We start from the raw sequence: 25,694 nt of genomic DNA, 5'->3' as shown, positions 1-25,694 counted from the left end.
CAGAAGGAGGCTATTTGTTTCATGAGAATGACGGTTTCAAGCAAACGAACGTGGTCCATCATCATGATTGTTTCGCTGATTTTCTCCATGCTCGGCATTCCGCCATCCACGGCCGATGCCAATAGCGCGCCAAGCCAGGTTACGCTGGTGGGGACTCTGCAATCCGAATTAGGCCATAGCGGGGATTGGGATCCGACTGCCGCCGCGACAACCATGAACGATATGGGGAACGGAGAATACAGGTTCACCGGCAGCTTGCCCGCGGGATCGTACGAATACAAGATCGCGATCGACGGCAAGTGGGACGAGAATTACGGCTCCGCCCATTATTCCAATCCGAGCGGAGCAAACAAGGATGGCAACATCCTCATAACGCTCGCTCAAGATTCCCAGGTTACCTTTTATTACAACCATGGGACTCACCGGATCGCGGATTCTACATACTACGCTCCGATCGAGGCGGATAAGCTTCCCCGAGTGATCGGCAGCTTCCAATCGGGCATCGGCGAAGCGGCCGACTGGTCGCCTGCGGATGCGAGATTAATCATGCAGGATTCCGATTATGATCATGTATACACGGTGACGGCCGACGTGTACGAAGGGGATCATGAGTACCAAATCGCTTTGGGCAGCGATGCGGCAAGTCCGGTTCACCCCGCTAATCGGGAGGCGCTTCAGCTGCCGCAGGACGTGAAGGTTACGTTCAGCTACGACGCGGCCAATCACGGCGTTGCCGCTCATTTCACGGTACCCGCCGATCCGGGAACGCCGGTGCCGGCTAACCATCTGCGCGTCCATTACAACCGGGCTGACGCGAATTACGGCAGCATCGGACTGTGGATATTCGATGACGTCGCATCTCCGTCCGCCAATTGGCCGGCAGGCGCAACGCCATTCCCTGGCGGGCAGCAGGACGCCTACGGGGCCTTCGTCGACATTCCGCTCAAGGACGGCGCGCAAAAAGTCGGCATCGTCGTTGTCGATCGCATCAGCGGCAATAAAGACGGCGGCGACAAGAAATTCACCCTAGCCTCGCCGGACATGAACGAAGTATGGCTCAAGGAAGGCTCCGATACGGTATACAGCTTTGAGCCTGTTGACCTGCCGGCGGATACCGTGCGTATCCACTATCAACGGCAGGATCAGAACTATGATCCGTACGGTTTATGGTTATGGGGAGACGATGTCGCTGCGCCTTCGAAAGACTGGCCGACGGGGGCTACGATGTTCCCTTCAGGCCAAACCGACCGATATGGCGCTTATGTGGACATTCCAATGAAGCCGGGAGCCCAGAAGATTAATTTCCTCGTGCTGGATCCGGCCAAAGGAGACGCCGGCAAAGACGGGGGCGACAAAGGCTTCTCTCTGGTGGATCGATACCAGCATCTATTCATTCAAGAAGGCGACAACACCGTCTACACATCCCCGTATGGGGAAGTGCCTACCGGGTTGGTCTCGGCTGAAGTATTGGCTCCAGGAAAGCTCCAGCTCGGATTTACCATGACCGATGGTTTGGAAGCGGATACGCTGAAGAATGAGCTGCTGATTAAGAATAAGGACGGCCATCCGGCTGCCATTCAAAACGTGAAGATTACCGGAAACACGACCATCGAAGTATCGGCATCATTTCAGCTGGATCAATTACCGCTAAGCGTAACCTACGCCGGAAAAACCGTATCCGCCTCCACCGGCTGGAGAATGCTGGATGAGATGTACGCTTACGACGGCGATGACCTCGGGGCGACTTATCAGGCTGGAGGAGCCGAGCTAAAGCTGTGGGCACCGACGGCGACCGAAGTCACCGCAAAGGTGTACAGCAAGGATGATGCCACGCAGTTTATCGGCAATGCCGCTCTCCAAAAGGGTGATAAAGGGGTATGGTCGGTTCGGTTGAAGCCGGGAGACCTCGGCATCCAAGATTTTAGAGGATATTTTTATCAATACGAAGTGACCAATAACGGCGTGACGAAAACCGTCCTGGATCCTTATGCCAAATCCATGGCGCAATTCAGAGTGAACACCAAGGGCGAAGTTGGACCGGACGGCGATACCGTCGGCAAAGCCGCGATCGTCGATTTGAGTCAAACGGATCCCGCCGGCTTGGATTTTGCGGACATTCCGGGCTACGAGCAGCGGGAAGACGCCATCATCTGGGAAATTCACGTCCGGGATTTCACGTCGGATCCGACGATTGAGAACGACCTGCATAACGCGACTTGGGGATCCTACGACGCGTTCAAAGAGAAGCTCGAATACATCAAGTCCCTGGGCGTCACCCATGTTCAGCTGCTGCCTGTGATGGCTTGGTATTACGGCGACGAAGCGGCCATGAAGAACAGGGAGCTGGATTATTCGGCCAAAGACAACGAGTACAACTGGGGATATGACCCGCACAGCTATTTCTCCCCTGACGGTGCTTACTCCGAGGATCCAACGGATCCCGAGCTTCGCATCAAAGAATTGAAGGCGATGATCAACGCCATTCACGAGGCGGACATGGGCGTCGTATTGGACGTGGTCTACACCCATATGGCCAAGGCAGATTTCTTGAATGATATCGTGCCGAACTATTATGCATTCCAGGATGCCAACGGTAATTTCATCGGCGGCTTCGGCAACAATCTGGCGACCAACCACAAGATGGCCGAGAAGCTGATGGTGGACTCCGTGAAATACTGGTTCGACGAATACAAAATCGACGGCATGCGCTGGGACATGATGGGCGACGCCACCTATGAAGCCGTGCAGAACGCTTATGATGCCGCTGCAGCCATCAACCCGAAAGCGCTGTTTATCGGCGAGGGCTGGGTCACGTTCGGCGGCCATCTGTCGGATCCCTCCCTGGCAGGCAAGGGTGCGGACCAGAATTGGATGGATAAAACGGACGACGTCGGCGTTTTCTCCGATGAGTTCCGCAACGAACTGAAATCCGGCTTCGGCAATGAAGGCGAGCCTCGATTCATTACAGGCGGCGCGCGCGACATCCAAACCATTTTCAACAATATCAAGGCGCAGCCAGGCAATACGAAGGAAGACGATCCGGGTGACATGGTTCAATACATTGAAGCCCATGACAATCTGCCGCTGTATGACATTATTGCGCAGTCCATCAAAAAGGACCCGTCGTTTGCAGCGAATGATCTGGAGATCCATAAGCGCATTCGCCTGGGCAACCTGCTCACCTTGACCTCGCAAGGAACGGCGTTCCTCCATGCAGGACAGGAGTACGGGCGGACCAAGCAATGGCTGGGTCCAGGGGTTCCCGAGCAGAAATACCATGAATTAGAGGACGAGGCAGGAAACCGCTTCGGTTATTTCATCCATGATTCCTACGACTCCTCTGATGCCATCAACATGTTCGATTGGGAGAAAGCGACGGATGAAGCCAAATATCCGGAGAATAACAAGACGCGGGAATATACGACCGGACTGATCGAGTTAAGAAAATCGTCCGACGCTTTCCGCCTCGGCGATCAGTCGATGGTGAATTCGAACGTAACGCTGCTGCAGATTCCCGAAGTAAAGGCGCAGGATCTGGTCATTGCTTATAAGAATAAAGCGACGGACGGAACCGGCCATTATTATGTGTTCGTTAATGCGGATAATCAGTCGAGAACGCTTACGCTAAGCGAAGATCTGAGCTCCGGCACGGTGGTGGTCGACAACGATGAAGCCGGCACGACAGGCGTCAAAGCGAAGTCCGGCTTCACGTTAACCTCCGGCTCGATCACGCTTGAGCCTCTGACGGCCGTTGTGATCAAGACGGACGCCGCGGCAGCCGTACTCCGCGCGATATCGGCAGATCAAGATAGTTACTCTCTGCAGACCGGTAAGACGCATCAAACCGCGGTATACGCTGAATACGAGGACGGCAGCAAGCGAGCCGTAACGAAACAAGCAACCTATGCATCCAGCAACCCGCAGGTGGCTTCGGTAACGGCCGCAGGCGTGGTGAAGGGAGTCGCGGAAGGAACGGCGGTCATAACCGTTTCCTATCGGGGGTTCCAGAAAGAGATTACCGTAACCGTTACAGCCGATGTAGTGGACAATAAACGGTATGTGCAGCTTAACTACATTCGGCCGGATCAGGATTATGCGGATTGGAATTTGTGGGTTTGGAATACGGGGGTAACGAACGGTGAGATTAAGTTTGAAAAGATAGAGAATGGCGCGGCTACCGTACAGATTGAGGTGGCACCCGAAACAACAGGCGTCGGTTTCGTTCTGCGCAAAGGAACGAATTGGGATACGGCCAAGCAGGATATCCCGGATGACCGGATCATTCCGCTTCAGCCAGGAGAGGCCTTCACGAAAGTGAATGTGACCAGCATGGTGCATGAGCTGGAGATTTTGCCGAGCATTACGGGGCCGACGCTTGAAGACGGTAACATTACGTTCCATTATCGGGACGATCAATTGTTCAGGGACGGCCGGATGGATAGCATCTCTGACGTGAAAGTGAAGATTAACGGGAAGCTGGAAACGATGGTCTACGTTCCTGACAAGGAATGGTTCAGTTATACGCTTAAGGGCGTTGCTCCCGGAACGTACGAATACACGTTCATCGTCAATCATAACGGAACCACGAAGGAAGTCACCGATCCGAAAAACACGGTGAACGGAAAGTCGCAGGTGGTTTACCGCGATCCGACCGTGACCATCGGGGCGAAGGTAACCCCTGGTTCCATCTCTTATGATGAAAATGCGGTGCTAAAATTGAATGTAACCTCTTCGGAGCCCGTTGCTTACAAGGAAGCGTTCGTCGACCTGACGGAGCTGGGAGGTCCGGCCCAAGCGAAGGTTGATACAGAGCTGCTGGAGCACAGCATTGCCGTAAAGGATACGGTCACGGCCGGCAGCAAGAAAGTAGGAATCACGCTAGTCGACCAATACGGCAATAGGCATACCGGCGAAGCCGCGATAACGGTGAAGCCAAGAATCACAGGCGGCAAACTCGATTTCGATTGGGACGAGGCGCGCATTTATTTTGTGCTGACCGACCGTTTCATGGATGGGGATGCTTCCAACAATGCGAATGTTGACAAGGATCACCCGGAAGCCTACCATGGCGGGGATTTCAGAGGATTGATCGATAAACTCGATTACATCGAGGATCTGGGCGTAAATACGCTGTGGATCACGCCGATTGTGGATAACATCGATTTCAATCAGGGTGCAGGCTTCGGCGGCAAGCAATATGCGTATCACGGCTATTGGGCCAAAGATTTTACGAAGATCGATGAGCATCTGGGCGATCTGGATACCTTTAAGGAGCTGATCGATAAGGCGCATGACCGGGGCATCAAAATTATGGTGGACGTCGTGGTCAACCATACGGGATATGGCCTGAAGCCGGGAGACAGAGCGCCCGGTATCACGCAGGAAGATAAGGACCGGTTTAAAGATATGCTCCGTACAGACGGTCTGTCGGCCGATACGGACCCGATCAAAGGCGAATTAGCGGGGCTTCCTGATTTCATAACGGAGAATCCGGCTGTTCGCCAGCAGATCATCGATTGGCAGGCAAGCTGGCTGGAGCGTGCCAAAACCGACCGCGGAGACACGATCGACTACTTCCGCGTGGATACGGTGAAGCACGTGGATGAAACGACATGGAAGGCGTTCAAAAATGCGCTGACCCACCTCGATCCGAGCTTCAAAATGATTGGCGAATATTTCGGAGCTACGGTAGACAGCGACGGCGGAACGCTTCAGAGCGGCCAGATGGACAGCTTGCTGGACTTCGGCTTCAAAGGAAAGGCCAAGGAATTCGTGAACGGCAGCGTGGAATCGGTTGAGGCCTACCTGGCTGACCGCGAATCGAAGCTGGATAACACCCGAATGATGGGGCAATTCCTAAGCAGTCATGACGAGGATGGCTTCCTGTCCCACTACGTGGATGGCGACAAGGCAAAGCTGATGGCGGCTGCAGCGCTGCAAATTACATCCAAAGGCCAGCCGGTCATCTATTATGGCGAAGAGCTTGGGCGCTCCGGCAAGAATGCCGGGGATATGGGCAAAGGCGAATTTAGCGAGAACCGCGGCGATATGCCATGGGACCAGCTGGAGGGCGAGAAGAAGCTGCTCACGCATTACCAGAAGCTCTTGAACATTCGAGCGGCAAACTCGAAAGTATTTTCAAAAGGAACGCGCACATCCATCGCGGCTTCGAATGCGGATGGTTATCTCGCATTCGACAAGCAGTTTAACGGAGAGCATATCGTTACCGCGATTCACGTGAAGAACGAACCGAAAGAAGTCGTCCTGCCTGTGCCGTTTAATGCGGGCAGCAAGGCGAAGGACTTGTACGGCGGCAGCGTGTATAACGTAACGGCCGATCAGAAAGTGACGCTAACGCTCCCTGCCATGTCGGATGGCGGTACCGTCATTCTGGCTGCAGTGCCAACTGAAGGCGGCGGCAACGGCAGCAACGGCAGCAACTCCGGCAGTGGAAACGGAAGCGGAGGAGCAGGCGGCAATCCGTCTACCGATCCGGGAACGAAGCCAAATCAGGGTCAGCGGATCGTTAACGAAGAATCGCTGCGCGGCGGGCAAGAGAAAGTGACGATTCAGCTCGGTGCCGAGGATATCGAAGTTCTCCTGCCGCTGACGGCAGGGGATATTCTGGGGGCGAAGCCGCTGGAGCTGAAGCAGGACGGCGTGATGGTACAGCTTCCGTCCGCGCTGCTCAAAGCGCTGCGCCAGCTCGTACCGGCCGAGCAGGCTAGGGATGCGGTCATTTCGTTTAAGCTGAAGGAGGTTGGAACGCAGACAGCTGCCTCTCTCGTAGCCAAAGCAGCTGCTGCCGGGAAGGCTAAACTGAAGCAGGGCAGCAAGATGTACGAATTAGATCTTAACGTCCGTACGAAAGACGGCAAGGCATATAAGCTGGAGCATTTCATAGCGCCTGTAACGATTGCTTTTCCTGTCGACAGCGCCATTCACGGCGAGCTGGCCGGCATCTACGGCATTTCGGAATTGGGACCATTGAAATATGCCGGCGGCAAGCCGGTAAATGGGCAGCTGACGGCTGAAGTCAGTCAATTGAGCTACTATGCCGTGCTGGAATACGACAAATCGTTTGCCGACCTTGCCGGCCATTGGGCGGAGCAAGCGGTAAAAGAGCTGGCAGCCCAGCATATTGTGAATGGCACCGGCGATACGAAATTCAGTCCGCATCAGCCGCTGACGCGCGCGCAGTTCGCCGCGATGCTCGTTCGTGCCCTGGGCCTGGAAAGCACGCAAGGCACGACCTTCACGGATGTGGACGGCGAAACATGGTATGCTTCGGCGGTTGCGGCGGCTTCCCAGCACGGGCTGGTGAACGGCAGAGGCAAGGACACGTTCGCACCGAACGCGGCCATCACCCGCGAGGAGCTGGCTGTGATGCTTTATCGTGCTTACCAGACCAAGGGAGACGCTTCCTCTTTAGAGGAAGCACCTAACCTGAAAGATCAGCAGCAAATTTCTTCATGGGCACTCCAAGAGGTGAATGAAGCCTTGGCCCTTGGCTTGATGAAGGGGCATGCCAATGGCATGTTTACGCCTCAAGCCAAGACCACCCGTGCGGAAAGCGCGCAAGCCATGCTGAATCTGTTGGATCGACTGCAGTAATTCCGCCCATCCCGCCGATTCGTGCAACGCTGGAATGGGGTTAGAGAGCCGGTTCGGACGGGAATGACATGGGATCGAGTCGCAATGTAACAATCTTTCGGAAACGCAAGGAGCCTGGACATGGATACATGACCAGGCTTCTTTTTCGTACATGAATGTAAATGATACATAGCGGGGGGGGGGGCTATTGAGCTTTGGCGTAGTTCACGTTTCACTAGCTAGATGACGGCTGAGGGGGACTGGAGCCGGATGATCTCCTTCATGAGCTTTTTCAGCATGACGGATGCTTTGACCTTAATCGGCAGGCTGTCCGAGACATGAAGCTGGTAAGCGCCTTGCATAATGGCATCCTTGAGCTCGGCAGCGGATTCGCAAGGCATATGCAGCTCGTTATAGACGCTTCCGAATTGGAGGCATTGATGCGTATCGCTACCCGCCGTAACAGGTTTGCCGAGATCGGCGGCGAAACGTTGAACCTGATCTTGATTGGCTTTGCTGCCGTATTGGTACATATCCTTGGCATTGAGATCAAAGGCGTCCAGGCGGCTCAACTGGCTGCGCGTGAGATGGTGGAGCGGCGTGCTCTCCCGGAACGGATGGGCTCCGATCTTGAGCAGCGGGAAGGCTTCGGCCATGTCCATCAGATCATCGAAAGGGATGAAGGCGCCCTTCTCCGTATACCCGTCCAGGCGACGGCGGGTTTCCAGAATGAACTCCTTCCGGCCGATCAGCAGAATGTGGCCGGTTTCCCGGATGTCCACTTCCATCCCAGGAAAGATCTTTAATCCGCCTGCATCGTAGTATTCGCCGTTATAGGGGAACATGCTGTCAAGCTGCCGGTACACCTCGTCAAAATGGCGCGTGTTAAAATGCTCGGTCAAAGCGAGTGCATCAAGTCCGTTGTCCAGCGCCTCCCGGATCATCTCCTCATAATAATGTTTAGAGAAATCGGACGCTTTGGACAATTTGGCGTGGGTATGGAGATCAATTTTCATATTCGAACACTCCTTGTCGATGTCAGTAATTTTAAGGTTAGCCGAACCAGAACAATAATGCGGTATATGCTGCCGTTCCGGTCAGGAACACCACATCCCGCGCCGACAGGGTCAGGTGGGACAGCTTCAGCTTCTTGGCAGCCGGATTCTTCATGCCGTAGGAGAAACCGCGGGTCTCCAGCGCTTCTACCGTCGTGCGGGAACGTTTGGCGGTGGCCAGCATCAAAGGAAAAAAAGATAGCATCAGCAGTTTCATGTAATAGGCCGCGAGCCGCCAGTAGAGAAAACCGGGATGTTCCGGCGCTTTTCCCCGAAGCCGGTAAGAAAGCAGCACATGGCGAAATTCTTCGAACAATACGGGGAGTATCCGATAACCGTACGACAAGCTGAACGAGAAGGCGGCAGGCATGCCGAGCGCAAGCAGGCCGTCGCTGATTTTCTCGGGATCCATGCCGGAGAACACCGTAATGCTTGCAAGCGATACAACCGACAGCTTTAAGGTGAGTTTCAGCAGCGGAAGCGCCGAGCTGACGTCCCCGCCGAAAAAGAGGGATACCACAAACAGCCAGCCGACCTGGCCGATCAGGCCCAGGCATAGTACGACGATAATAAACGGCGTAACCCGGGACAGAATGGTGGTGACCACCATCATGAGAAACAATCCGGCCAGCACGGTCATGCTGGAAATAAACCAGGGCGCTATGGCAAAGAACAGGTACCAGATCAGCATGCATCGGGGATCGAGCCGGGAAAGGGCGGCATGACCGCTCCCGTAGGCGGTATTCATCAACTCGAGCTGAATCCGTTCAATCGAAATCTTGTTAAACCAGTTGCGGACTACCTGCATGACGGTGAATCTCCTTTCCGCTCAGAATGCCGTACATATACCGGGCAAATTCGTCCGGTGAGCTGGTCGGGGGCACGACGCCCAGCCTTATAGATAAATCCATCATCTGGGTCGGTGCGAGCCCGGCCCGGGAAATAAGCTCCGAATCGGCAAAAATCTCGGAGACGGTGCCGTCGCCGGCCACAACGCCTTGATTCAAGACGATCACTCTGGTCGCCCATTCGTGAACCAGCTGCATATCATGGGTGGCGATGACAACGGTACGGACATGGTCCTCCAGCTCCTGCAGCGTATCCAGAAGCTCTTCACGAGTAGACATGTCCAGATTGGCCGTCGGCTCATCCAGCAGAATCAGCCGGGGCATCATAGCGGCCCCTATGGCCAGGGATACGCGGCGCTGCTGACCACCGCTGAGGAGACGGGCATCCCGTTCCTGGAGAGGCTGAAGCCGGAAATGAGTCAGCATGCGCTGAACCCGATCCTCCGCTTCCGGGTGACGGCGGCTCTTCAAGCCGTAGGCCACCTCTTGATGCACATTATCTTCAATGAACATATCCTCGGGGTTCTGGAAGACGTAAGCGACGCCAGCGGATATTTGCTCCAGCGATAAATCCTTGGTATTTCTGCCCATCATCGTGACGGAGCCGCCGGAAGGCTTGGCGATGCCGGCGATCAGCTTTAGAAGCGACGATTTGCCCGCGCCGTTGTTGCCGACAAGTGCGATGCGTTCGCCTTCATACAGGCGAAGATCAATGCCTCGAAGAACCTCGTGCTCCGTTTTGTGAATCGTTCGGTAGCGAAGTACGGCATGGTGGAACTCCACCAGTGAACCATGCTCCCCTTGCCGTTCTGATTCATCGCCCTGCAGGATGCGGCGCTGGTCGGATTCCGGGTTTTTCACGGTGATGTCAGCGGGGGAAGCATCGTCTGCTCTAGCGTCGGTTGGTGGATGATCAAGCAGCGCTGGGCTATCCGCGTGGCTGTGCAGAAGCTCTGCAAAATAGACTTCTGCTTCTTCGGCCGTAATAGGGTAAGGCTGCTTCAGCTGATATCCGGACAACCCCATAGAATAAGAGTCGGAGCCGACCGTTATCGAGTGTCCATCCTGCGGACGGCCGGGAGCCAAACCGCCATTCAGCAAAATCGCAGACAGCTGTACCACTGCTTTGGTCACCTGGGGCGGCTGGATGCCAAGCCGCTCCAGATCTTCAAGGCTGTTCAGCGCTTCGATGACCGGGCGCTGCCACAGTACCTTCCCCTGCTCCATCAGGCATACTTCCTCGCAGTAGTCCGCAATAAACTCCGCATGATGCTCAATCACGATAATGGTCTTTCCATGGACCTGATTTAACTGGCGCAGCACATCATATACTTGCCTGGCGTGCTGGGGATCGAGCTGGGATACCGGTTCATCCACAACGAGAATGTCCGGTTCCAGCGAGAGGGCTCCCGCCAAGGCGAGCAGATGCTTCTGCCCGCCGCTCAGCTCCCAAATATAGCGGTCCTTCAGATGGGTTAATCCGCACATATCGAGTGCCCTGGCGCCCATGGCCCGGTAGTCCGAGAGCCCGTAATTGAGCGGAGCGAAATGGGCTTCATCCATGACGGTGGGGCGGACTAGCTGGTTATCAAAATCCTGATAGACATACCCCACCATGCGCGATAGCTCGGAGACCGTCCGATTCTCGGCGGAAGCCCCGCAGATTTCGACGGTACCCGTGAAATCGCCTGAATAATAGTGGGGAATCAATCCGTTGAACAGCTTGCAAAGCGTGGATTTGCCGCAGCCGTTTCCTCCGATGATGGCCGTAAAGCTGCCGCGGCGAATATGCAGGGAAGCTTCCTTCAGCACAGGCTGCTCCGAACCGGGATAGGCAAAGGTGACGCCTGCGATTCGGATGGCCGGGTTGTCTTGAATGGACGGCTTAGGCATAAGGCGGGTTCTCCGGCATTTCCTCTTCTTGAAGGCCACGGTTTTTTCTGGCCCGCATGAACGTCAGTACCGCAATAGCAACGATGGCGGCTGCAGCAATGCTGATCCAGATCGCGCCGACGCCGAACCGGTCTGCAAATCCGCTGTCCCACTCCCCGAGGTTCCAGTCCGTTTCCGAAAGGGATTCCGCCCCGAAGGCAATCAGCGCCAAAACGATTCCGGCCAGGACCAGCTTGGGCGAGACGATGCCGGCGGCTTCGTATTGGGTAAGCTTCTGGCGGGGTTTGATGCCGAGCAGCGGCTCGATTTTTCCATACAACCTTGGAACCAGATATAATGTAGGCAGAAGAGCGAACAGAATGCCGGAGAACAGCACATCGTTCAGGAAACCGATGCCTTCGACAAGGACCACGCTTTGTGCAAGCCCCGGCACGGCTTCGAATTCCTCGACGCCGATCCAAACCTTGCCGATATCCACCAGAGAGCTGCACAGCTGGTGGATGATGACGCCCGACATGGCGGCGATGCCAACCTGAGCGCGGCTGAGGGGATTTTTGACCAAGCGGCCGGCGACGTACATGGCGAAGGAGAAGGTAAGAAACTTCTCCAGCTCTCCGAGGCCGCCGAATTGCCCGAGCATCAGTTCACCGAAGATGACTTCGCCGAGCGCAGCCCCTACAGCAGCATAAAAAGGATGGAACAGCATGCAGAGGGTTAGGGGAATGAACGCGAAATATTCGACCGAAAGCTCGATCGGACCCAGGCGAAACGCGGGAATGAGCTCGGTGAACATGTTGGACAGGCCGTACAGCGACATGGACAGCACGAAAATCATCATTTTCTGCGAAGAGGTCAGGGTATAGACCCGTGAATTGCTTGCCATTAGAGAGAAGCCTCCTTGGAATTGGGATTTGCTATCAGTATAGGAGGCGATTATTAAAATGAACGGAGTATTATGTCAACGTATTGTAATATTTTTTACAAAAATATAATCATGAAATAAAATTTACATAACAATCACGGCGTATGATGAACTCACGCCCAATTACGATGATTTCATTGCAGAAGGAGTGCAGCATCATTGAAGAATCTGTTTCCCGATACATCCGGGCTGTCGCCGAGCCAGCTCAAAATCGCCGATTTTATCGAACGTAATCCCGAGGAGATGCTGTTCATGACCGAGCAGGAAATCGCCGACAGGCTTGGCACCAGCATCGCGACCGTTTCCCGGTTTTGGCGTGCCGTCGGGCACGAGAATGCCAAGGCGTTCAAGCTGAAGCTGCGGGAATCCTCGGATACGACGCCTGCCGTAAAGCTGGAAAAAACGATATCCCGGCTGGACGCGTCCAGTCTGCCCGCGAAAATGCTGGAACAGGCGAAGCATCATCTGCAAGACACGATGGAGAAGAACCGCCCCGACGAGCTGGAGGAGGCAGCCCGTCTAATGGCCTCGGCAAGACGCGTGTATGTGCATGCGCCTGGTCCGTCCCTCTCGCTGGGCGAATTATTGTCGTACCGTTTATCCCGGTTTGGCATGTCGGTGCGAATCATGGCCGGCAGCGGTCATGAACTGCTGGAATCGCTCGCGCATGTGGAGAGAGAAGATGTTGTGCTGATCTTCAGCTTTACTCGGATGCTCCCGGAAACGGAGGTCATCCTGGACTGCGTAAGCCGCGTGCAGAATGCGGCGATCATGATCACGGACCGGGAGGAGTTCCGGTATGGAACGCCGGCGCAGATCTCCTTTTTTGTCAGTCGGGGGGATATGGGCGAATTTCATTCCATGGTGACGCCATTGCTGCTGATCGAGCAGCTCATTCTGAGCATGGGCATGCTGAATAAAGAGAAGGTGCTCGGCAAGCTGGATTACTTGGGCGAGTTGCGGACCCGATATGCGGATAAGCTGCCCAGAGGCAAAGCTTGAAGGTATATAGTCCCGTCGGCAGGCCATCCCTATTAGAAGTCGTTCAGGCACGCCCTGAAGGACTTTTTTTGTGTCTTTTGTCGCAGAACCATTGGATTATTTATGTAATTTTGATATAGTTACCCTACCTCTATGAACTTGCTCGCCTCGGCCTGGCCCCTCTGTTTTGCCGCGGTTCTCTGCGTATTCGCCATGGCTTTCTTAAACACGGGACGGCCATGCCCGCATCATGTTATCCAAGTGAAAATCCGATAAAGAAATGAATGGATTACATATCGGCAGGGCTGCCTGGAGAGGAAAATGCATCTAACTTCGAATTGAGACGTAGCATGTGTTATATCCTTCAATTGCCTATGTTTTTACGGATGTTTTATAAGATAGGTCGAATCAGTCATCGCTCTATAGGAGCAGGGGAGGTGTTAATTCTTGAATGGCTCGAAGTCCGCGAAGCTGCTCCTGCTAATGGCGGTTATCGCGATCGTGAATATTGTCCTGGTTTCGCCCGGGCTGCTCGGCTTCCAAGTCGGCGGCGATAACGCTTTCCAGTCTGCACTGGTCATCACCGTATGGGTCGTCAGTATTCTTGCACTCTTTTATGGAAGTTATGTTTTGTTGTTCAAGGCTCCGGCTGCAAAACCGATCCAAACGATTCAGACCCGCGAGGATTACATAGAGGCGCTCCACCATTACCGCAACGTGAAAGTGCTGAAGAATGATATCGCTCTTGCCCTGGATCAATTGGAGCGAATCGAGAAGAAGAGAAACGCGCTGCTGAGCGTTCTGGGTCAGCGGTTTCAGCCAACGGAGCTCAGTTACAGGAAATTCATGGGTGTCATCGATGAAGTCGAGAAGCTGTTCTACCTCAATATCCGAGGGATACTGAACAAGCTTGGCGTCTTCGCCGCATCCGATTTCGCCCGCATGGCGGATCAGCCGAAAGCCTCCCAGCTGTCCAGCAAGGTGGCGCAGAAAAAAACGGCGTTATACCAAGAGTACTTGGCTTACGTGACCGGTTATCTGGAGGCGAACGAGGAAATCATGCTCAAGCTTGATCAGCTGCTGCTGGAGATCTCTTTGCTCGGCAGCACCGATTACCGGGATGTGGAGGATATGCCGTGCATGAAGGAAATCGATGCGTTAATCAAGCAAACCAAATTATACAAGCAATAAGAGAGGGAGATGATTATGCGAAGCAAGGGGAGTGCCTTTGTCGTCTTAGTGGCCATTGCAGTGGTCGTGTTTGTTCTAGTGTACGCGGGGATCACATTGACCTCCAATCTGGGCAAAAGCCAAGCCGAGGTCGATTCGGAAGGCGCGGCTAAAAAGATCAACAAAATCTACAAGGATATTACTGTCACGACAGCCGATCCCATCAAAGGCCAAGTCGATCTCGACCCGGTGGCCGTCGCGGATTCCCTGCCCGATATATCGAAGTTCCCGATCTCGGTCGAGAATACGACGGACTTGTACGTGGAGATTTTCTCCTCGCCGGAGAAGGCGGGACCGGGCATTGACGGATGGCTGAACGAAGTGGCAGAGGAATTCAACAAAGCCAAGCCGGTAGTGAACGGCAAGCCGGTATCCGTGAAGATCCGCAATATCGCTTCGGGAACCGCAACCGATTACATAACATCCGGGAAGTACGTGCCGGACGCTTTTACGCCTTCCAATGAGCTGTGGGGGGAGATGGTCAAGGAATACGGCGTCAAAGCCGAGCTGGTATCCAAGCGCCTGACGGGGAACGTCACCGGCGTCGTCACCCGAAAAGCCAAATACGACGAGCTGGTGGAGAAGTACGGCTCCCTGAACGTCAAGACGCTGACGGATGCGATAGCGAATAATGAATTGGCGATGGGGTACACGGATCCTTTTGCCAGCTCCACGGGCCTCAACTTCCTGATCACGGCCCTTGAAACGTTCGACAGCAACGACATACTGGGCGAGAAGGCGGTACAGGGCTTCGAGAAATTCCAAGCGAACGTTCCTTTCACGGCTTCCACCACGATCCAGATGCGCGATGCGGCGAAGTCCGGCATGCTGGATGCCTTTGTCCTGGAGTATCAGACCTTTGTCAACGCGGCGGATATGAAAAGCGGTTACGTCTTTACCCCGTTTGGGGTAAGGCACGACAGCCCTTTGTACGCGCTCGGGAAATTGCCGAAGGAGAAGCTGGACATCATCAAGAAATTCGCGGAATTTGTTGAGCAGGACAAATACCAGCAGATGGCCGACAAAAAAGGGTTCAACGGTCTTAATGATTACCAATCCGAGCTCGAGGTCGTTGACAGCAGCCTGCTGCCGTCCGCCCAGAAGCTGTGGAAGGAGAAGAAGGACGGCAACAAGCCGGTAGCGGCCGTGTTTGTGGCGGACGTATCGGGGAGCATGGACGGCGAGCCGTTAAACCGTCTCAAGGAATCGCTGTTGACGGGACAGAAATATCTGGGCCGGGACAACAGCATCGGCTTTGTATCGTATTCCACGGACGTTACGATCAACCTTCCGATCGGCAAGTACGATTTGAATCAGCAGTCGATGTTTGTCGGTGCGATCAACAGCCTAGAGGCCAGTGGGAATACCGCGACCTTTGACGGCATCGTCGTGGCGATGAAGATGCTGCAGGACGAGATGGCGGCAAATCCAGACGTGAAACCCCTGATTTTTGTGCTGAGTGACGGGGAGACGAACGTCGGGCATTCCCTAGACGATATCCGCGGACTGATCCAAGCCTTCAAAATCCCGGTGTATACGATTGGCTATAATGCCGACATTCAGGCGCTCCAAAGCATTTCCAGCATCAATGAAGCTGCCAGCATCAACGCCGATACCGATGATGTCGTATACAAAATCGGCCAGCTGCTGAATGTGCAGATGTAGCAATTTTTCATACGATGTGAATCTGGTTAACACAGAAATTTGGAGGAGGGGTTATATTGTCATTTACGATGGAAGTCATTAGTCCCGAAGAGATTAAGACGGCGATTGAAGAGCAGGTGAAGCCTGAGCCGGAAGAAGTCACGCAGCTGAAGGAGCTGGCGGCTAACAATGTGCAGGCCATCATGGAGCTGGATATCGAATCGCTCGAGAAGCGAAGACAAGTGCTGCAATCCATTGAAAGCTTTGGGATCAGCTCGATGAGATCCTCCTCGGAGAAGAATGCGCTCCTGCAGGTTCAGGTGGGGAAATTATCGAAAACCGGGGACGAAGGCGGTCAAGTGGCTAAAGGGTTAACGGAGCTGCAGCTGCAGCTGAAGGATCTGGACCCAAGCGTCGTGGATTTTGCGAAGAGCGGGCTGCTGGGCATGGTGTTTAACCCGCTGCGCCGATATTTTGCCAAGTTTCAAAAGGCCGATGCCGTCATTTCGGATATCATCATTTCTCTGGATAAAGGAAAAACCGTATTAAAGAACGACAACACCACGCTGGAGATTGAACAGCAAACCCTCCGCGAGCTCACCAAAAAGCTGCAAAAGGAAATTCAGCTGGGCATGCTCATGGATGCAGAGATCGAATCCCAGGTCGAGGCGGCCAAAATACGGCAGGAGTCGGAGGATAAAATCCGGTTTATTACCGAAGAGGTGCTGTTCCCGCTGCGCCAGCGCGTGATGGACCTGCAGCAGATGCTGGTCGTAAACCAGCAGGGAATTATGGCGATTGAAGTCGTCATTCGGAACAACAAGGAGTTAATCCGTGGTGTGGATCGGGCGAGAAACGTAACGGTAACGGCGCTGAAAATATCGGTCACGGTGGCAAGTGCCCTGTACAACCAGAAGATTGTCTTGAAGAAAATCGAGCTGCTGAACGAAACCACCAACAACCTGATCAGCGCCACCTCCAAAATGCTGAAGGATCAAGGTGCGGCGATTCATAAGCAATCGCTGGAAACGAGTATTTCCGTTGATACCTTGAAGCAAGCGTTCACGGATGTGCTGTCAGCGCTTGATTCCATCAGCACTTACAAGCAGGAGGCTCTCCCGCGGATGCGCGAGACGATCCATCAGTTCAGCGAGCTGGCGGTCACGGGCGAGCAGCAGATCCAGCGCCTGGAGCGGGGGCAGAAGCTGGGCCTGTAGGAGAAGCCAGGGATACCAACAAGAAAAGAGTGTGCAGTTGTGATGCTGCGCACTCTTTTTACTTGGCTCCAACTCCCTTATGCCCGCAAATAATTAAGCAGAATGTGCTTGAGAATCGCCAGCTGCTTCTCCGGCGCGAGGTCCGGCTCGACCACCAGAATGTTTTTCTGGAGGGACAGCTTTCTGGCAAAAATGCCGAACGTATTCACGATGGTGGTCAGCGTCTCGGCGAACGGAAGATCGGCTTGAACCGATCCATCCTCGATGCCCTGCTCCACGATGGTCGAGAATACCTGGGATATATCCCGGTAGACGGCGTTAAACAACTCGATGTCCTCAAGAGGCTCTGTAAACTGAGCCGCATAGCTCTCGAAGTTCTCGAGCAGCTTCACGTTCGAGCTGGTCTGCTGCTCCAGCAGGGAAATGAAGTGGTCGAACAGCAGCTCCAGCTTCTCCATACAGGAAACCGGCTGCTCCGCGACGGAGCGGAAGGTCTCGAGAACGGTCTCCAGCATTTTCGTGGCAACGGCAACGACGAGTTTCTCTTTGCGGGGAAAAAAACGAAAAACGGTAGCTACGCCCATGGCAGCCTCGGTGGCTACATCCTGCATGGTGGCTTTTTCAATGCCTTTATGTGTAAATACGCGCTCGGCTGCTTCGACGATGATTTGGGTTCGGGCGTTTCGGGTTTGGGGATTCATAATAAGGCCCTCTTTCTTGCAAAACGATTTTATTTTACCCGTATTATATCCTCCCGCCCTTTTGACGACAACAAGAGCGTATACATCGGCGGAGAAAGCGGCCCGCACAAGGACCGCTGTTGGATGGCGTTATTTCAATGGAATATTCATGAGGACCGAGCTTTGCATGCAGGAGCCGCTTTAAATTTGCAGAAATCATTCATCATTGATTTCAATATCATCCGGCTTGAAGGGAGGCGCTGCAATTGGAACGTCGGAGCGAGCTTATGGCCGCGGCTGCAAGCAGGTTCGGACTCTTGGAGCGGAATAGACTCCAGACGCATTTTTCCGAACACAGCCTTGTCCGTTCTTATCGAAGGGACGAGAAGATCGTGTATGTGCGCTTGACCGACGAGTCCCACAAACCCTATGCGAAGATTGCCGGCGAGGTGCAGTGGGTGGAGTATCTTGGGAGTAAGGGCGTTTGCGTTTCGAGGCCGCTCCATTCGGCAGCCGGGAACCTTGCGGAGCGAATCCGGATGGAGGACCGTGAATATACGGCGGTCTGTTACGAGGAAGCCAAGGGGCGTCCGGTTGGGGAGAACGAAGCCGGCGAGGATTTATACAGGCGAATGGGCCGATTCATGGGGGGCATGCATCGTATCACCCAAGCGTATATCCATCAGGACCCCTCCACAAGACGGCCGGATTGGTCGTATGAGGCAGAGAAGGTTCGACATCTCGATTTTCCGCCGTCCGAGAAGGGAATTGCCTTTCGTTATCAAGCCTTGTGCCAGTATATATCGAAGCTCCCTGTTTCTAGGGAGACTTACGGATTGATTCATGCCGATTTTCATTACGGCAATTTTTTTGTCCAGGGGGATGCGTTGTGCCTGATTGATTTCGATGCGAGCCGTTATTCATGGTTCGTGGATGATATAGCGGTCGCCGCCTTCTTCTCGGGTTTAACCGCAGGGGCCGATCCGGACAGCGGTAAGTTCCTGATCCCTTTCCTGGAAGGATACCGTGTGGAGCATCGCCTGGAGGAGGAGTGGCTACGGGAGATCCCCTATTTCATGAAGCTGAGAGAAATGGGGCGGTATATGAAGCTGTTCCATGCCTGCCGCGGAAATTTCGATAAACTTCATCCCTGGGGACAGTGGTATATGAAAGGGCGCAGGGAAAAGATTTTGCAAAGCGATCTGCCACTTTAATAAAGAGCCTTGGTTCGAAAGACGGACCAAGGCTTTTTTATATTTCGGGGGAAGGCTGGCTGCGACGGTTAAGGCTATGGGGAGGAACGAAGTCCTTGCAACTCAGATCTATTAATTTTCGCCAATAGGAAATTAATTCTAGTGCGATCAATTATTGCATTGACAGCCCATAGCGAATCTATTAGTATGTGCATAGCTTATTAAACCTACCAGATAACTTAGATTTTAGGGGTGCGTTCGTTTTACGAGTTTTTGACAGAGCATGATGCATACATTTTATATGCATATGTCTACTACATGGGGGGATTACAATGAAAGCCAGAAAGTTAGGTTTACTCTTATCGTCGATCGTGCTGATGCTGTTGATCGCGGCATGCGGCAACGGCTCCGATCCGGCGGCAGAGGGCGCAGCTGAAGACAAAGGAAGCGAGAAGCAAGCCGAACAGCAAGAGTACAAAGACGAGCTGAACATCGCGCTTACGGCTCAGCCGCCAACGTTGGATACGGCCTTGACGGTATCGGCGGTTGCGCTCGATACGGCCGGCAATATCTTCGAGCAGCTCTACACGCTGAATGCAAACTATGAGCCCGTACCGGCTCTGGCAGAGTCGGTCGAACGAAGCGAGGATGGTTTAACGTATACGTTCGCCCTTCGCCAAGGCGTGAAGTTCCACAACGGGAAAGAGATGACGTCCGAGGATGTTGTAGCCTCGATGAACCGCTGGCTGGTGACTTCGTCCCGGGCGAAGGTGCTGCTGACGAATGCCAAATTCGAAGCCGTCGACACGTATACCGTGAAGCTGACCGTAGAGACGCCTACGTCGGACGTGTTGATTCTTATTGCATCGCAAGCGCAGTTCCCTTCGATCATGCCGAAAGAGATCGTGGATGCAGCGCCGGCTGACGGAATCAAGGAGTACATCGGTACAGGACCTTATAAATTCCAGGAATGGAAGCAGGATCAGTACATCCATTTGGTGCGAAACGACGATTATCAGCAGGTGTCGGATGCGGAGCCAAGCGGATTTGACGGGCGAAAAGAAGCTCCCGCCAAAGACCTGTACTTCCATTTCGTGACGGATCACTCCACGCGCATTGCAGGCGTGAAGACCGGCCAGTACGATGTGGCGGACAGCATTCCGATCGAAAGCTATGATGAGCTGGCTGCCGACAACAACATCAACCTGCTTTCGTTCCCTGGCGGTGCCCTGACGGCATTTTTCAATACCAGTGAGGGATTGTTAAAGGACGTGAAGATGCGCCAGGCCATTCTCGCCGCGTTCAATAATGAGGAGATCATGTTGGCGAGCTTCGCCAAACCGGATTTGTACTCTTTAGCGCCGGGTTACCTGAATACGAACCAAGTTCAATGGTCGACCGAAGCCGGTGCGGAGTATTACAACCAGTCCAATCCCGAGAAGGCCAAGCAGCTGCTGCAAGAAGCCGGGTATAACGGCGAAGAAATCACGCTGCTGACGACCAAGGATTATAACGAGATGTACACGGCCACGTTGGTCATTCAGGAGCAGCTTCGTCAGATCGGCATGAACGTAAAAGTGGAGAACTTCGATTTCCCGACGTTCCTGGAAACGAAGAACGACCGTTCCAAGTGGGACATCTTTGTTGCCAGCACGGGCTATCAGCTTACCCCGCCGCAGCTGCTGGCCGTTAATCCGGATTGGGCCGGACTCGACAACGAAACCGTCAAGCAGGCGCTGATCGATATTCGCGGCGCAGCCACGCCGGAAGCCGCCAAGCAGGAATGGGAGAAGCTGCAGGGCTTCCTGTACGAATTTGCTTCCTCCACCGTGATCGGCCATTATAATGGCGTCGTCGCCACAACGAAGAAGCTTGAAGGGTTCGAGCTGTTCGAAGCACCGGTGGTTTGGAATGCCAAAGTAGCGAAGTAAGCGTAAATGGAGGGTGTTACAAGTTACCGGAGTAACTTCGATAACACCTTCCTTTTTTGAAATTGGATTCATAGACCATGTACAAATGAGGGATTTACCGTGCTGGCTTATATTACGAAAAGACTTTTGTCGCTGATTCCCGTACTGGCCGTCGTCACCATCGCTATTTTTCTGATCATCCACATAACGCCGGGGAATCCGGCGGCGGCCATCTTGGGCATGGAGGCGTCGGAGGAGGAAATACAGCAGCTGAATCAGGACCTTGGACTGGACCGCCCGATACTCGAACAATATACGAGCTGGGTGGCCAACCTGTTCAAGGGGGACCTGGGGGATTCGATCTTCATGAAACAGCCGGTCAGCGAAGCCATTGCGGAGCATATTACCCCCACGCTATCGCTGGCCATTCTGGCACAGGTCATCGCGATCCTGCTCGCGATTCCCTTCGGGATTATCGCCGCTTACAAGCGAGGATCCATCGCCGATTATACGCTGATGGGGATATCCTTGCTGGGCATGGCCTTGCCCAGTTTCTTGCTGGGATTGTTCCTTATGCTGTTCGTGGGCGTCAAGCTGCAGTGGCTGCCGGTCGCTGGATATGAACCGCTGAGCAGCGGGCTATGGGAACATATGAAATATCTGATTCTTCCCGGCATTTCCCTTGGAACCATACAGGCGGCCCTGATTACGCGGATGACCCGTTCGTCCATGCTGGAAGTGCTGAATTTGAATTTCATCAAGACAGCCAGATCCAAAGGCCTGCATGAAATGAAGGTGCTGTTCAAACATGCGTTTCGGAGCGCGTTTCTGCCCATTCTGACCGTCATTGGACAAACCTTCGGCACGTTGGTGACGGGAGCGGTGGTCGTGGAGGCCATATTTAACATTCCCGGTCTGGGTCAATTGATCTTGAATTCCATTGCCAGAAGGGACTTTGCGGTGATCCAAGGGGTGGTGCTCGTCGTCACGCTGATGTACGTCACCATCAACTTGATCATCGACTTGCTGTACGGCGCGGTTGATCCGCGCGTTCGATTGGATCGCAAATAAAAGAGGTGTAACGGGATGGCTACAGTTCAGGAAAAGGAATATGTCGCTCAAGTCAGCAAAAAGCTGAAAAAAGAACAGCGAGCCTTAGGATATCGCCGCCTGAAGTCCAACTACGGGCTTTTGATCGGAGCGACCATCTTTGTTGTATTGGTGATTCTGGCGCTGATCGGACCGCTCTTCACGAACTACGGTCCGTACGACATGAAGGTTGTGGACCGTTTAAAGCCGCCCGGGGCCGAGCATTGGCTGGGTACGGACGAATTCGGACGGGATTTGTTAACCCGGCTTCTCTACGGGGCCAGGGTATCGATTAGCGTCGGACTGGCGGTTGCGCTGCTGTCCTCCGCTCTGGGACTCGTGATCGGCGTCTATGCGACGTATTACAAGACGTTGGACCATATTCTCATGCGCATTTGCGACGGGTTGATTGCGATTCCGGGAATCTTGCTTGCCATTGCCTTAATGGCCGCGCTCGGCGCATCCGCTTTGAACGTTATCATTGCGCTGACGATCGTGTTCACGCCGAATATTGCCCGAGTCGTCCGCTCGGCAGCACTGGTGGTGCGCGAGCAAACCTACATCGAGGCGATGCATGTCCAGGGGGCCAGCTCCACGCGCATTATATGGCAGCACATCGTGCCGAATGTACTGTCTCCTCTATTGGTACAGGCGACATTCGTATTTGCCGAAGCGATTATCTCGGAGGCGGCTTTAAGCTTTCTCGGTGCGGGCATTCCTGCGCCCGAAGCCAGCTGGGGGAACATTTTGCAGGCAAGCAAGCTTGTTATTTACAAGGCATGGTGGATGGTCGTATTTCCCGGGGCCACGCTCGTTCTGTCCGTCCTCAGCTTGAATTTGCTGGGAGACGGGCTGCGCGATTTGCTGGACCCTCGCGTGAAGCAAAAGTTTAGAAAGCGATGAATATAAGGCTGGAGGTGTTTCCATGAATAAAGAGCCTCTATTGGAAGTGAAAAATCTTAAAACGCATTTTCATACCGAGCGCGGAAAAGTGACAGCGGTGAACGGGGTCAGCTTTTCCATGAATACTGGTGACATCATCGGTATCGTCGGAGAGTCCGGCAGCGGAAAAAGCGTGATGTCCCAATCCATCATGAGATTGCTGGATCATACGGATGCGATCGAGTACGAGGGAGAGGTCGTATTCGAGAATCAGAACCTGCTGTCCCTCCCGCATTCCAAATTACGGGCGATCCGGGGAGATCAAATATCCATGATATTTCAGGACCCGCTAACCTCCCTGAGCCCTGTCTATACGATTGGAAATCAAATCGGAGAAGCCATACGCCTTCATCAGAAGAAGTCCAAGAAGGAAGCCCATCAGCAAGCCATCGAAATTTTGCGGATGACGGGCATTCCTTCGCCCGAAATCAGGGTTAACGAATATCCCCATCAGCTGTCGGGGGGGATGCAGCAGCGGGCGATGATTGCCATGGCGCTCTCCTGCGAGCCGAACCTGTTGATCGCGGATGAGCCGACAACCGCGCTCGATGTGACGATTCAGGCGCAGATTTTGGAATTGATCGCCGACTTGAACCGCAAAATGGGCATGGGCGTGCTGTTCATTACGCATGATCTGGGCGTGGTCTCGGAAATTTGCACGGGCGTGAAGGTGATGTACTTGGGGCAGATCGTGGAGGAAGCTCCCACGGAGAAGCTGTTCCAAACGCCGCTGCATCCTTATACGCAGGGGCTGATCCAATCCATCCCTAAGCTGGAAGGGGACAGGGAAGATGAACTTTACGTCATTGAGGGAACGGTGCCGTCCCTGACGGATATTCCGCAGGGCTGCGGCTTCTCCACGCGATGTCCTTACGCCGACGAGCTGTGCCGTACCTCCGAGCCGCCGATGCAAACGGCCCAAACGGACCATCGAGTGAAGTGCTGGCATTATGAGGCCCTAAACAAGCCGGAAGGGAGGGAGACAACCGTTGGAACAAGCAGCTGATCATTCGATTTTAAAGGTAAGCTCCCTTCACAAGCAGTTTCCGGTGTACGGATCATTCGGCAAATTAGGGGGCGCCAAAGCATACGTCAACGCGGTCTCGGACGTTTCCCTGCAATTGAACGAGGGAGAAACCTACGGTCTGGTCGGCGAATCAGGCTCCGGGAAAAGCACCACGGGACGCACCATCCTCGGATTAACGCCGGCGAGCCAAGGGCAGGTTCTGTATCGGGATCGGGAATTGGCGGCCATGACGAGGGAGGAAATGCGGAATTTCCGCAAGGATGTGCAGCTTGTTTTTCAAGATCCGTTCTCTTCGCTCAATCCGAGGAAACGAATCGGCCGGATGCTGGAGGAGCCCTTGATCATTCATAAAATGGGGGACAAGGCGGAGCGTCAGGAAACCGTGTTCCAAATCCTGAAAACCGTCGGCTTGCAGCCGGAGCATGCCTTTCGCTTTCCCCATGAATTCTCGGGCGGTCAACGCCAGCGGCTGGGCTTGGCGCGGGCGCTGATCATGAATCCGAAAATCATCGTGTGCGACGAGCCGGTCTCCGCCCTGGACGTGTCCATCCAGTCGCAAATTCTGAACATGCTCAAGCGCCTGCAGCGCGAAATGAAACTAACGCTATTATTTATAACGCATGATATCAGCGTGGTTCGGTATATTTCGGATCGGATCGGCATTATGTATCTCGGAAAAATAATGGAAGAGGCTTTGACGGACGATTTGTTCCATGAGCCGCTGCATCCCTATACGAAGGCGCTGTTCTCGGCCGTACCCGATTTCAACCGCAGCCGATTAAAGGAACGGATCGTGTTGCGGGGGGAAATCCCGTCCCCGATATCGCCGCCGAGCGGCTGTGTTTTCCACACGCGCTGTCCCTATGCAACCGATGTATGCAGAACAGACATACCGGCTGTAAGAGAAGTGCGGCCGGGCCATAAGGTCGCCTGTCATCTTGTTGACTAGAACGGATAAGTTCGCCAACCCCAACCCAAAGGAGAGAAGGACCATGACAACGTTGCAAATCGTAGAAGGCCAGGATCGGATATTCAATGAGGCGGGGTTTCAGATTGCAGGAAACCACGGGCCGAATTTGGAGGGCGGCTTGTCTCCGAGAGAGCTGCTGGAAGCGTCCCTGGCGCTGTGCGTATCCATCTCGCTTCAAAAAATAATGGCTTACGACGGCGTGGAATATGATAAGTCTTCCATTCATATCGAGGTGTCATCAGTAAAAGCAGAGGATAAAAGCAATAAGTTCTCGCATTTCAACGTCCTTGTCTCGCTGCCGCCAACGCTGGAGCCTGCCTACAAGGAGAAGCTGAAATCCGTCGTAGAGCGTGCATGCACGATCGGCAATACGCTGAAAAGCGAGGCCGTCGTTGAACTGATCGAAGTGAATGAGCCTATCGAAACGAGCAGCAATGCGTAATGGATCAGATGAAATATTAACATTTCAAGTCGATTCAACAAGAAGAGCCTTAGTTCGG

At 53.9% G+C, this 25,694-nt stretch carries 17 protein-coding genes; 12 read left to right on the top strand and 5 right to left on the bottom strand.

The window, feature by feature from the left end:
• The first annotated feature begins 21 nt into the window (after nucleotides 1-21).
• Nucleotides 22-7,614 (top strand): pullulanase, encoded by a 7,593-nt coding sequence (locus HMPREF9412_RS21775; RefSeq protein ID WP_009593915.1) that lies wholly within the window; start codon nucleotides 22-24, stop codon nucleotides 7,612-7,614.
• Between the two features lie 218 nt (nucleotides 7,615-7,832).
• Here HMPREF9412_RS21775 and HMPREF9412_RS21770 read toward each other — a convergent pair whose 3' ends face one another.
• From HMPREF9412_RS21770 to HMPREF9412_RS21755, 4 genes are read right to left on the bottom strand one after another with little or no spacing between them, the layout of a single operon-like run.
• Nucleotides 7,833-8,609, bottom strand: a complete 777-nt coding sequence (locus tag HMPREF9412_RS21770; RefSeq protein WP_009593949.1) for a PHP domain-containing protein — start codon at nucleotides 8,607-8,609, stop codon at nucleotides 7,833-7,835.
• A gap of 37 nt (nucleotides 8,610-8,646) precedes the next feature.
• On the bottom strand, nucleotides 8,647-9,456 hold the full coding sequence (locus HMPREF9412_RS21765) for an energy-coupling factor transporter transmembrane component T family protein (protein WP_009593920.1): 810 nt from the start codon (nucleotides 9,454-9,456) through the stop codon (nucleotides 8,647-8,649).
• Nucleotides 9,431-11,389, bottom strand: coding sequence for an ABC transporter ATP-binding protein (locus HMPREF9412_RS21760; protein ID WP_009593916.1), 1,959 nt, complete (start codon nucleotides 11,387-11,389; stop codon nucleotides 9,431-9,433). The genes HMPREF9412_RS21765 and HMPREF9412_RS21760 overlap by 26 nt, the downstream gene beginning before the upstream one ends.
• Complete coding sequence (locus HMPREF9412_RS21755; RefSeq protein ID WP_009593934.1) at nucleotides 11,382-12,272, bottom strand: hypothetical protein; 891 nt, start codon at nucleotides 12,270-12,272, stop codon at nucleotides 11,382-11,384. Before HMPREF9412_RS21755 ends, HMPREF9412_RS21760 begins: the two co-directional genes overlap by 8 nt.
• Before the next feature lie 198 nt (nucleotides 12,273-12,470).
• Between HMPREF9412_RS21755 and HMPREF9412_RS21750 the strand changes: the two genes are divergently transcribed.
• From HMPREF9412_RS21750 to HMPREF9412_RS21735, 4 genes are all read left to right on the top strand, one after another.
• The gene (locus HMPREF9412_RS21750) at nucleotides 12,471-13,313 is read left to right on the top strand and encodes a MurR/RpiR family transcriptional regulator (protein ID WP_009593940.1); all 843 of its coding nucleotides are present in this window, start codon (nucleotides 12,471-12,473) and stop codon (nucleotides 13,311-13,313) included.
• A gap of 426 nt (nucleotides 13,314-13,739) precedes the next feature.
• Nucleotides 13,740-14,483 carry a hypothetical protein gene (locus tag HMPREF9412_RS21745; RefSeq protein WP_009593925.1) on the top strand — a complete coding sequence of 248 codons (744 nt, stop codon included), beginning with the start codon at nucleotides 13,740-13,742 and terminating at the stop codon, nucleotides 14,481-14,483.
• Between the two features lie 15 nt (nucleotides 14,484-14,498).
• Nucleotides 14,499-16,187, top strand: coding sequence for a vWA domain-containing protein (locus tag HMPREF9412_RS21740; protein WP_009593922.1), 1,689 nt, complete (start codon nucleotides 14,499-14,501; stop codon nucleotides 16,185-16,187).
• 56 nt (nucleotides 16,188-16,243) lie between these two features.
• Entirely contained in the window at nucleotides 16,244-17,383 is a 1,140-nt protein-coding gene (locus tag HMPREF9412_RS21735) for a toxic anion resistance protein (RefSeq protein ID WP_009593910.1), read from the top strand.
• A gap of 77 nt (nucleotides 17,384-17,460) precedes the next feature.
• Here the strand turns inward: HMPREF9412_RS21735 and HMPREF9412_RS21730 are convergent, their stop codons facing one another.
• The gene (locus tag HMPREF9412_RS21730; protein WP_009593894.1) at nucleotides 17,461-18,084 is read right to left on the bottom strand and encodes a TetR/AcrR family transcriptional regulator; all 624 of its coding nucleotides are present in this window, start codon (nucleotides 18,082-18,084) and stop codon (nucleotides 17,461-17,463) included.
• Nucleotides 18,085-18,329: 245 nt separating this feature from the next.
• On the opposite strand from HMPREF9412_RS21730, the gene HMPREF9412_RS21725 reads away from it, so the two are divergent.
• From HMPREF9412_RS21725 to HMPREF9412_RS21695, 7 genes are all read left to right on the top strand, one after another.
• Nucleotides 18,330-19,277, top strand: a complete 948-nt coding sequence (locus tag HMPREF9412_RS21725; protein ID WP_009593919.1) for a phosphotransferase enzyme family protein — start codon at nucleotides 18,330-18,332, stop codon at nucleotides 19,275-19,277.
• Nucleotides 19,278-19,588: 311 nt separating this feature from the next.
• Entirely contained in the window at nucleotides 19,589-21,187 is a 1,599-nt protein-coding gene (locus HMPREF9412_RS21720; RefSeq protein ID WP_009593923.1) for an ABC transporter substrate-binding protein, read from the top strand.
• A gap of 99 nt (nucleotides 21,188-21,286) precedes the next feature.
• A complete protein-coding gene (locus tag HMPREF9412_RS21715) occupies nucleotides 21,287-22,237 on the top strand; it encodes an ABC transporter permease (protein ID WP_009593921.1) in 951 nt (316 codons plus the stop codon).
• Nucleotides 22,238-22,252: 15 nt separating this feature from the next.
• Nucleotides 22,253-23,158 carry an ABC transporter permease gene (locus tag HMPREF9412_RS21710; RefSeq protein WP_009593936.1) on the top strand — a complete coding sequence of 302 codons (906 nt, stop codon included), beginning with the start codon at nucleotides 22,253-22,255 and terminating at the stop codon, nucleotides 23,156-23,158.
• 22 nt (nucleotides 23,159-23,180) lie between these two features.
• Nucleotides 23,181-24,203: an ABC transporter ATP-binding protein gene (locus tag HMPREF9412_RS21705; protein ID WP_009593939.1), complete on the top strand. Its 1,023-nt coding sequence runs from the start codon at nucleotides 23,181-23,183 to the stop codon at nucleotides 24,201-24,203.
• Entirely contained in the window at nucleotides 24,187-25,173 is a 987-nt protein-coding gene (locus HMPREF9412_RS21700) for an ABC transporter ATP-binding protein (protein WP_009593937.1), read from the top strand. The genes HMPREF9412_RS21705 and HMPREF9412_RS21700 overlap by 17 nt, the downstream gene beginning before the upstream one ends.
• Nucleotides 25,174-25,216: 43 nt before the next feature.
• Nucleotides 25,217-25,636: an OsmC family protein gene (locus HMPREF9412_RS21695; protein ID WP_009593933.1), complete on the top strand. Its 420-nt coding sequence runs from the start codon at nucleotides 25,217-25,219 to the stop codon at nucleotides 25,634-25,636.
• Nucleotides 25,637-25,694 lie beyond the last annotated feature (58 nt).

The sequence above is a fragment of the Paenibacillus sp. HGF5 genome, assembly GCF_000204455.1.
Taxonomy (GTDB): domain Bacteria; phylum Bacillota; class Bacilli; order Paenibacillales; family Paenibacillaceae; genus Paenibacillus_AQ; species Paenibacillus_AQ lautus_A.
The sequence above is the reverse complement of the archived record's forward strand: the minus strand, read 5'-3'. Positions and strand labels throughout refer to the sequence as shown.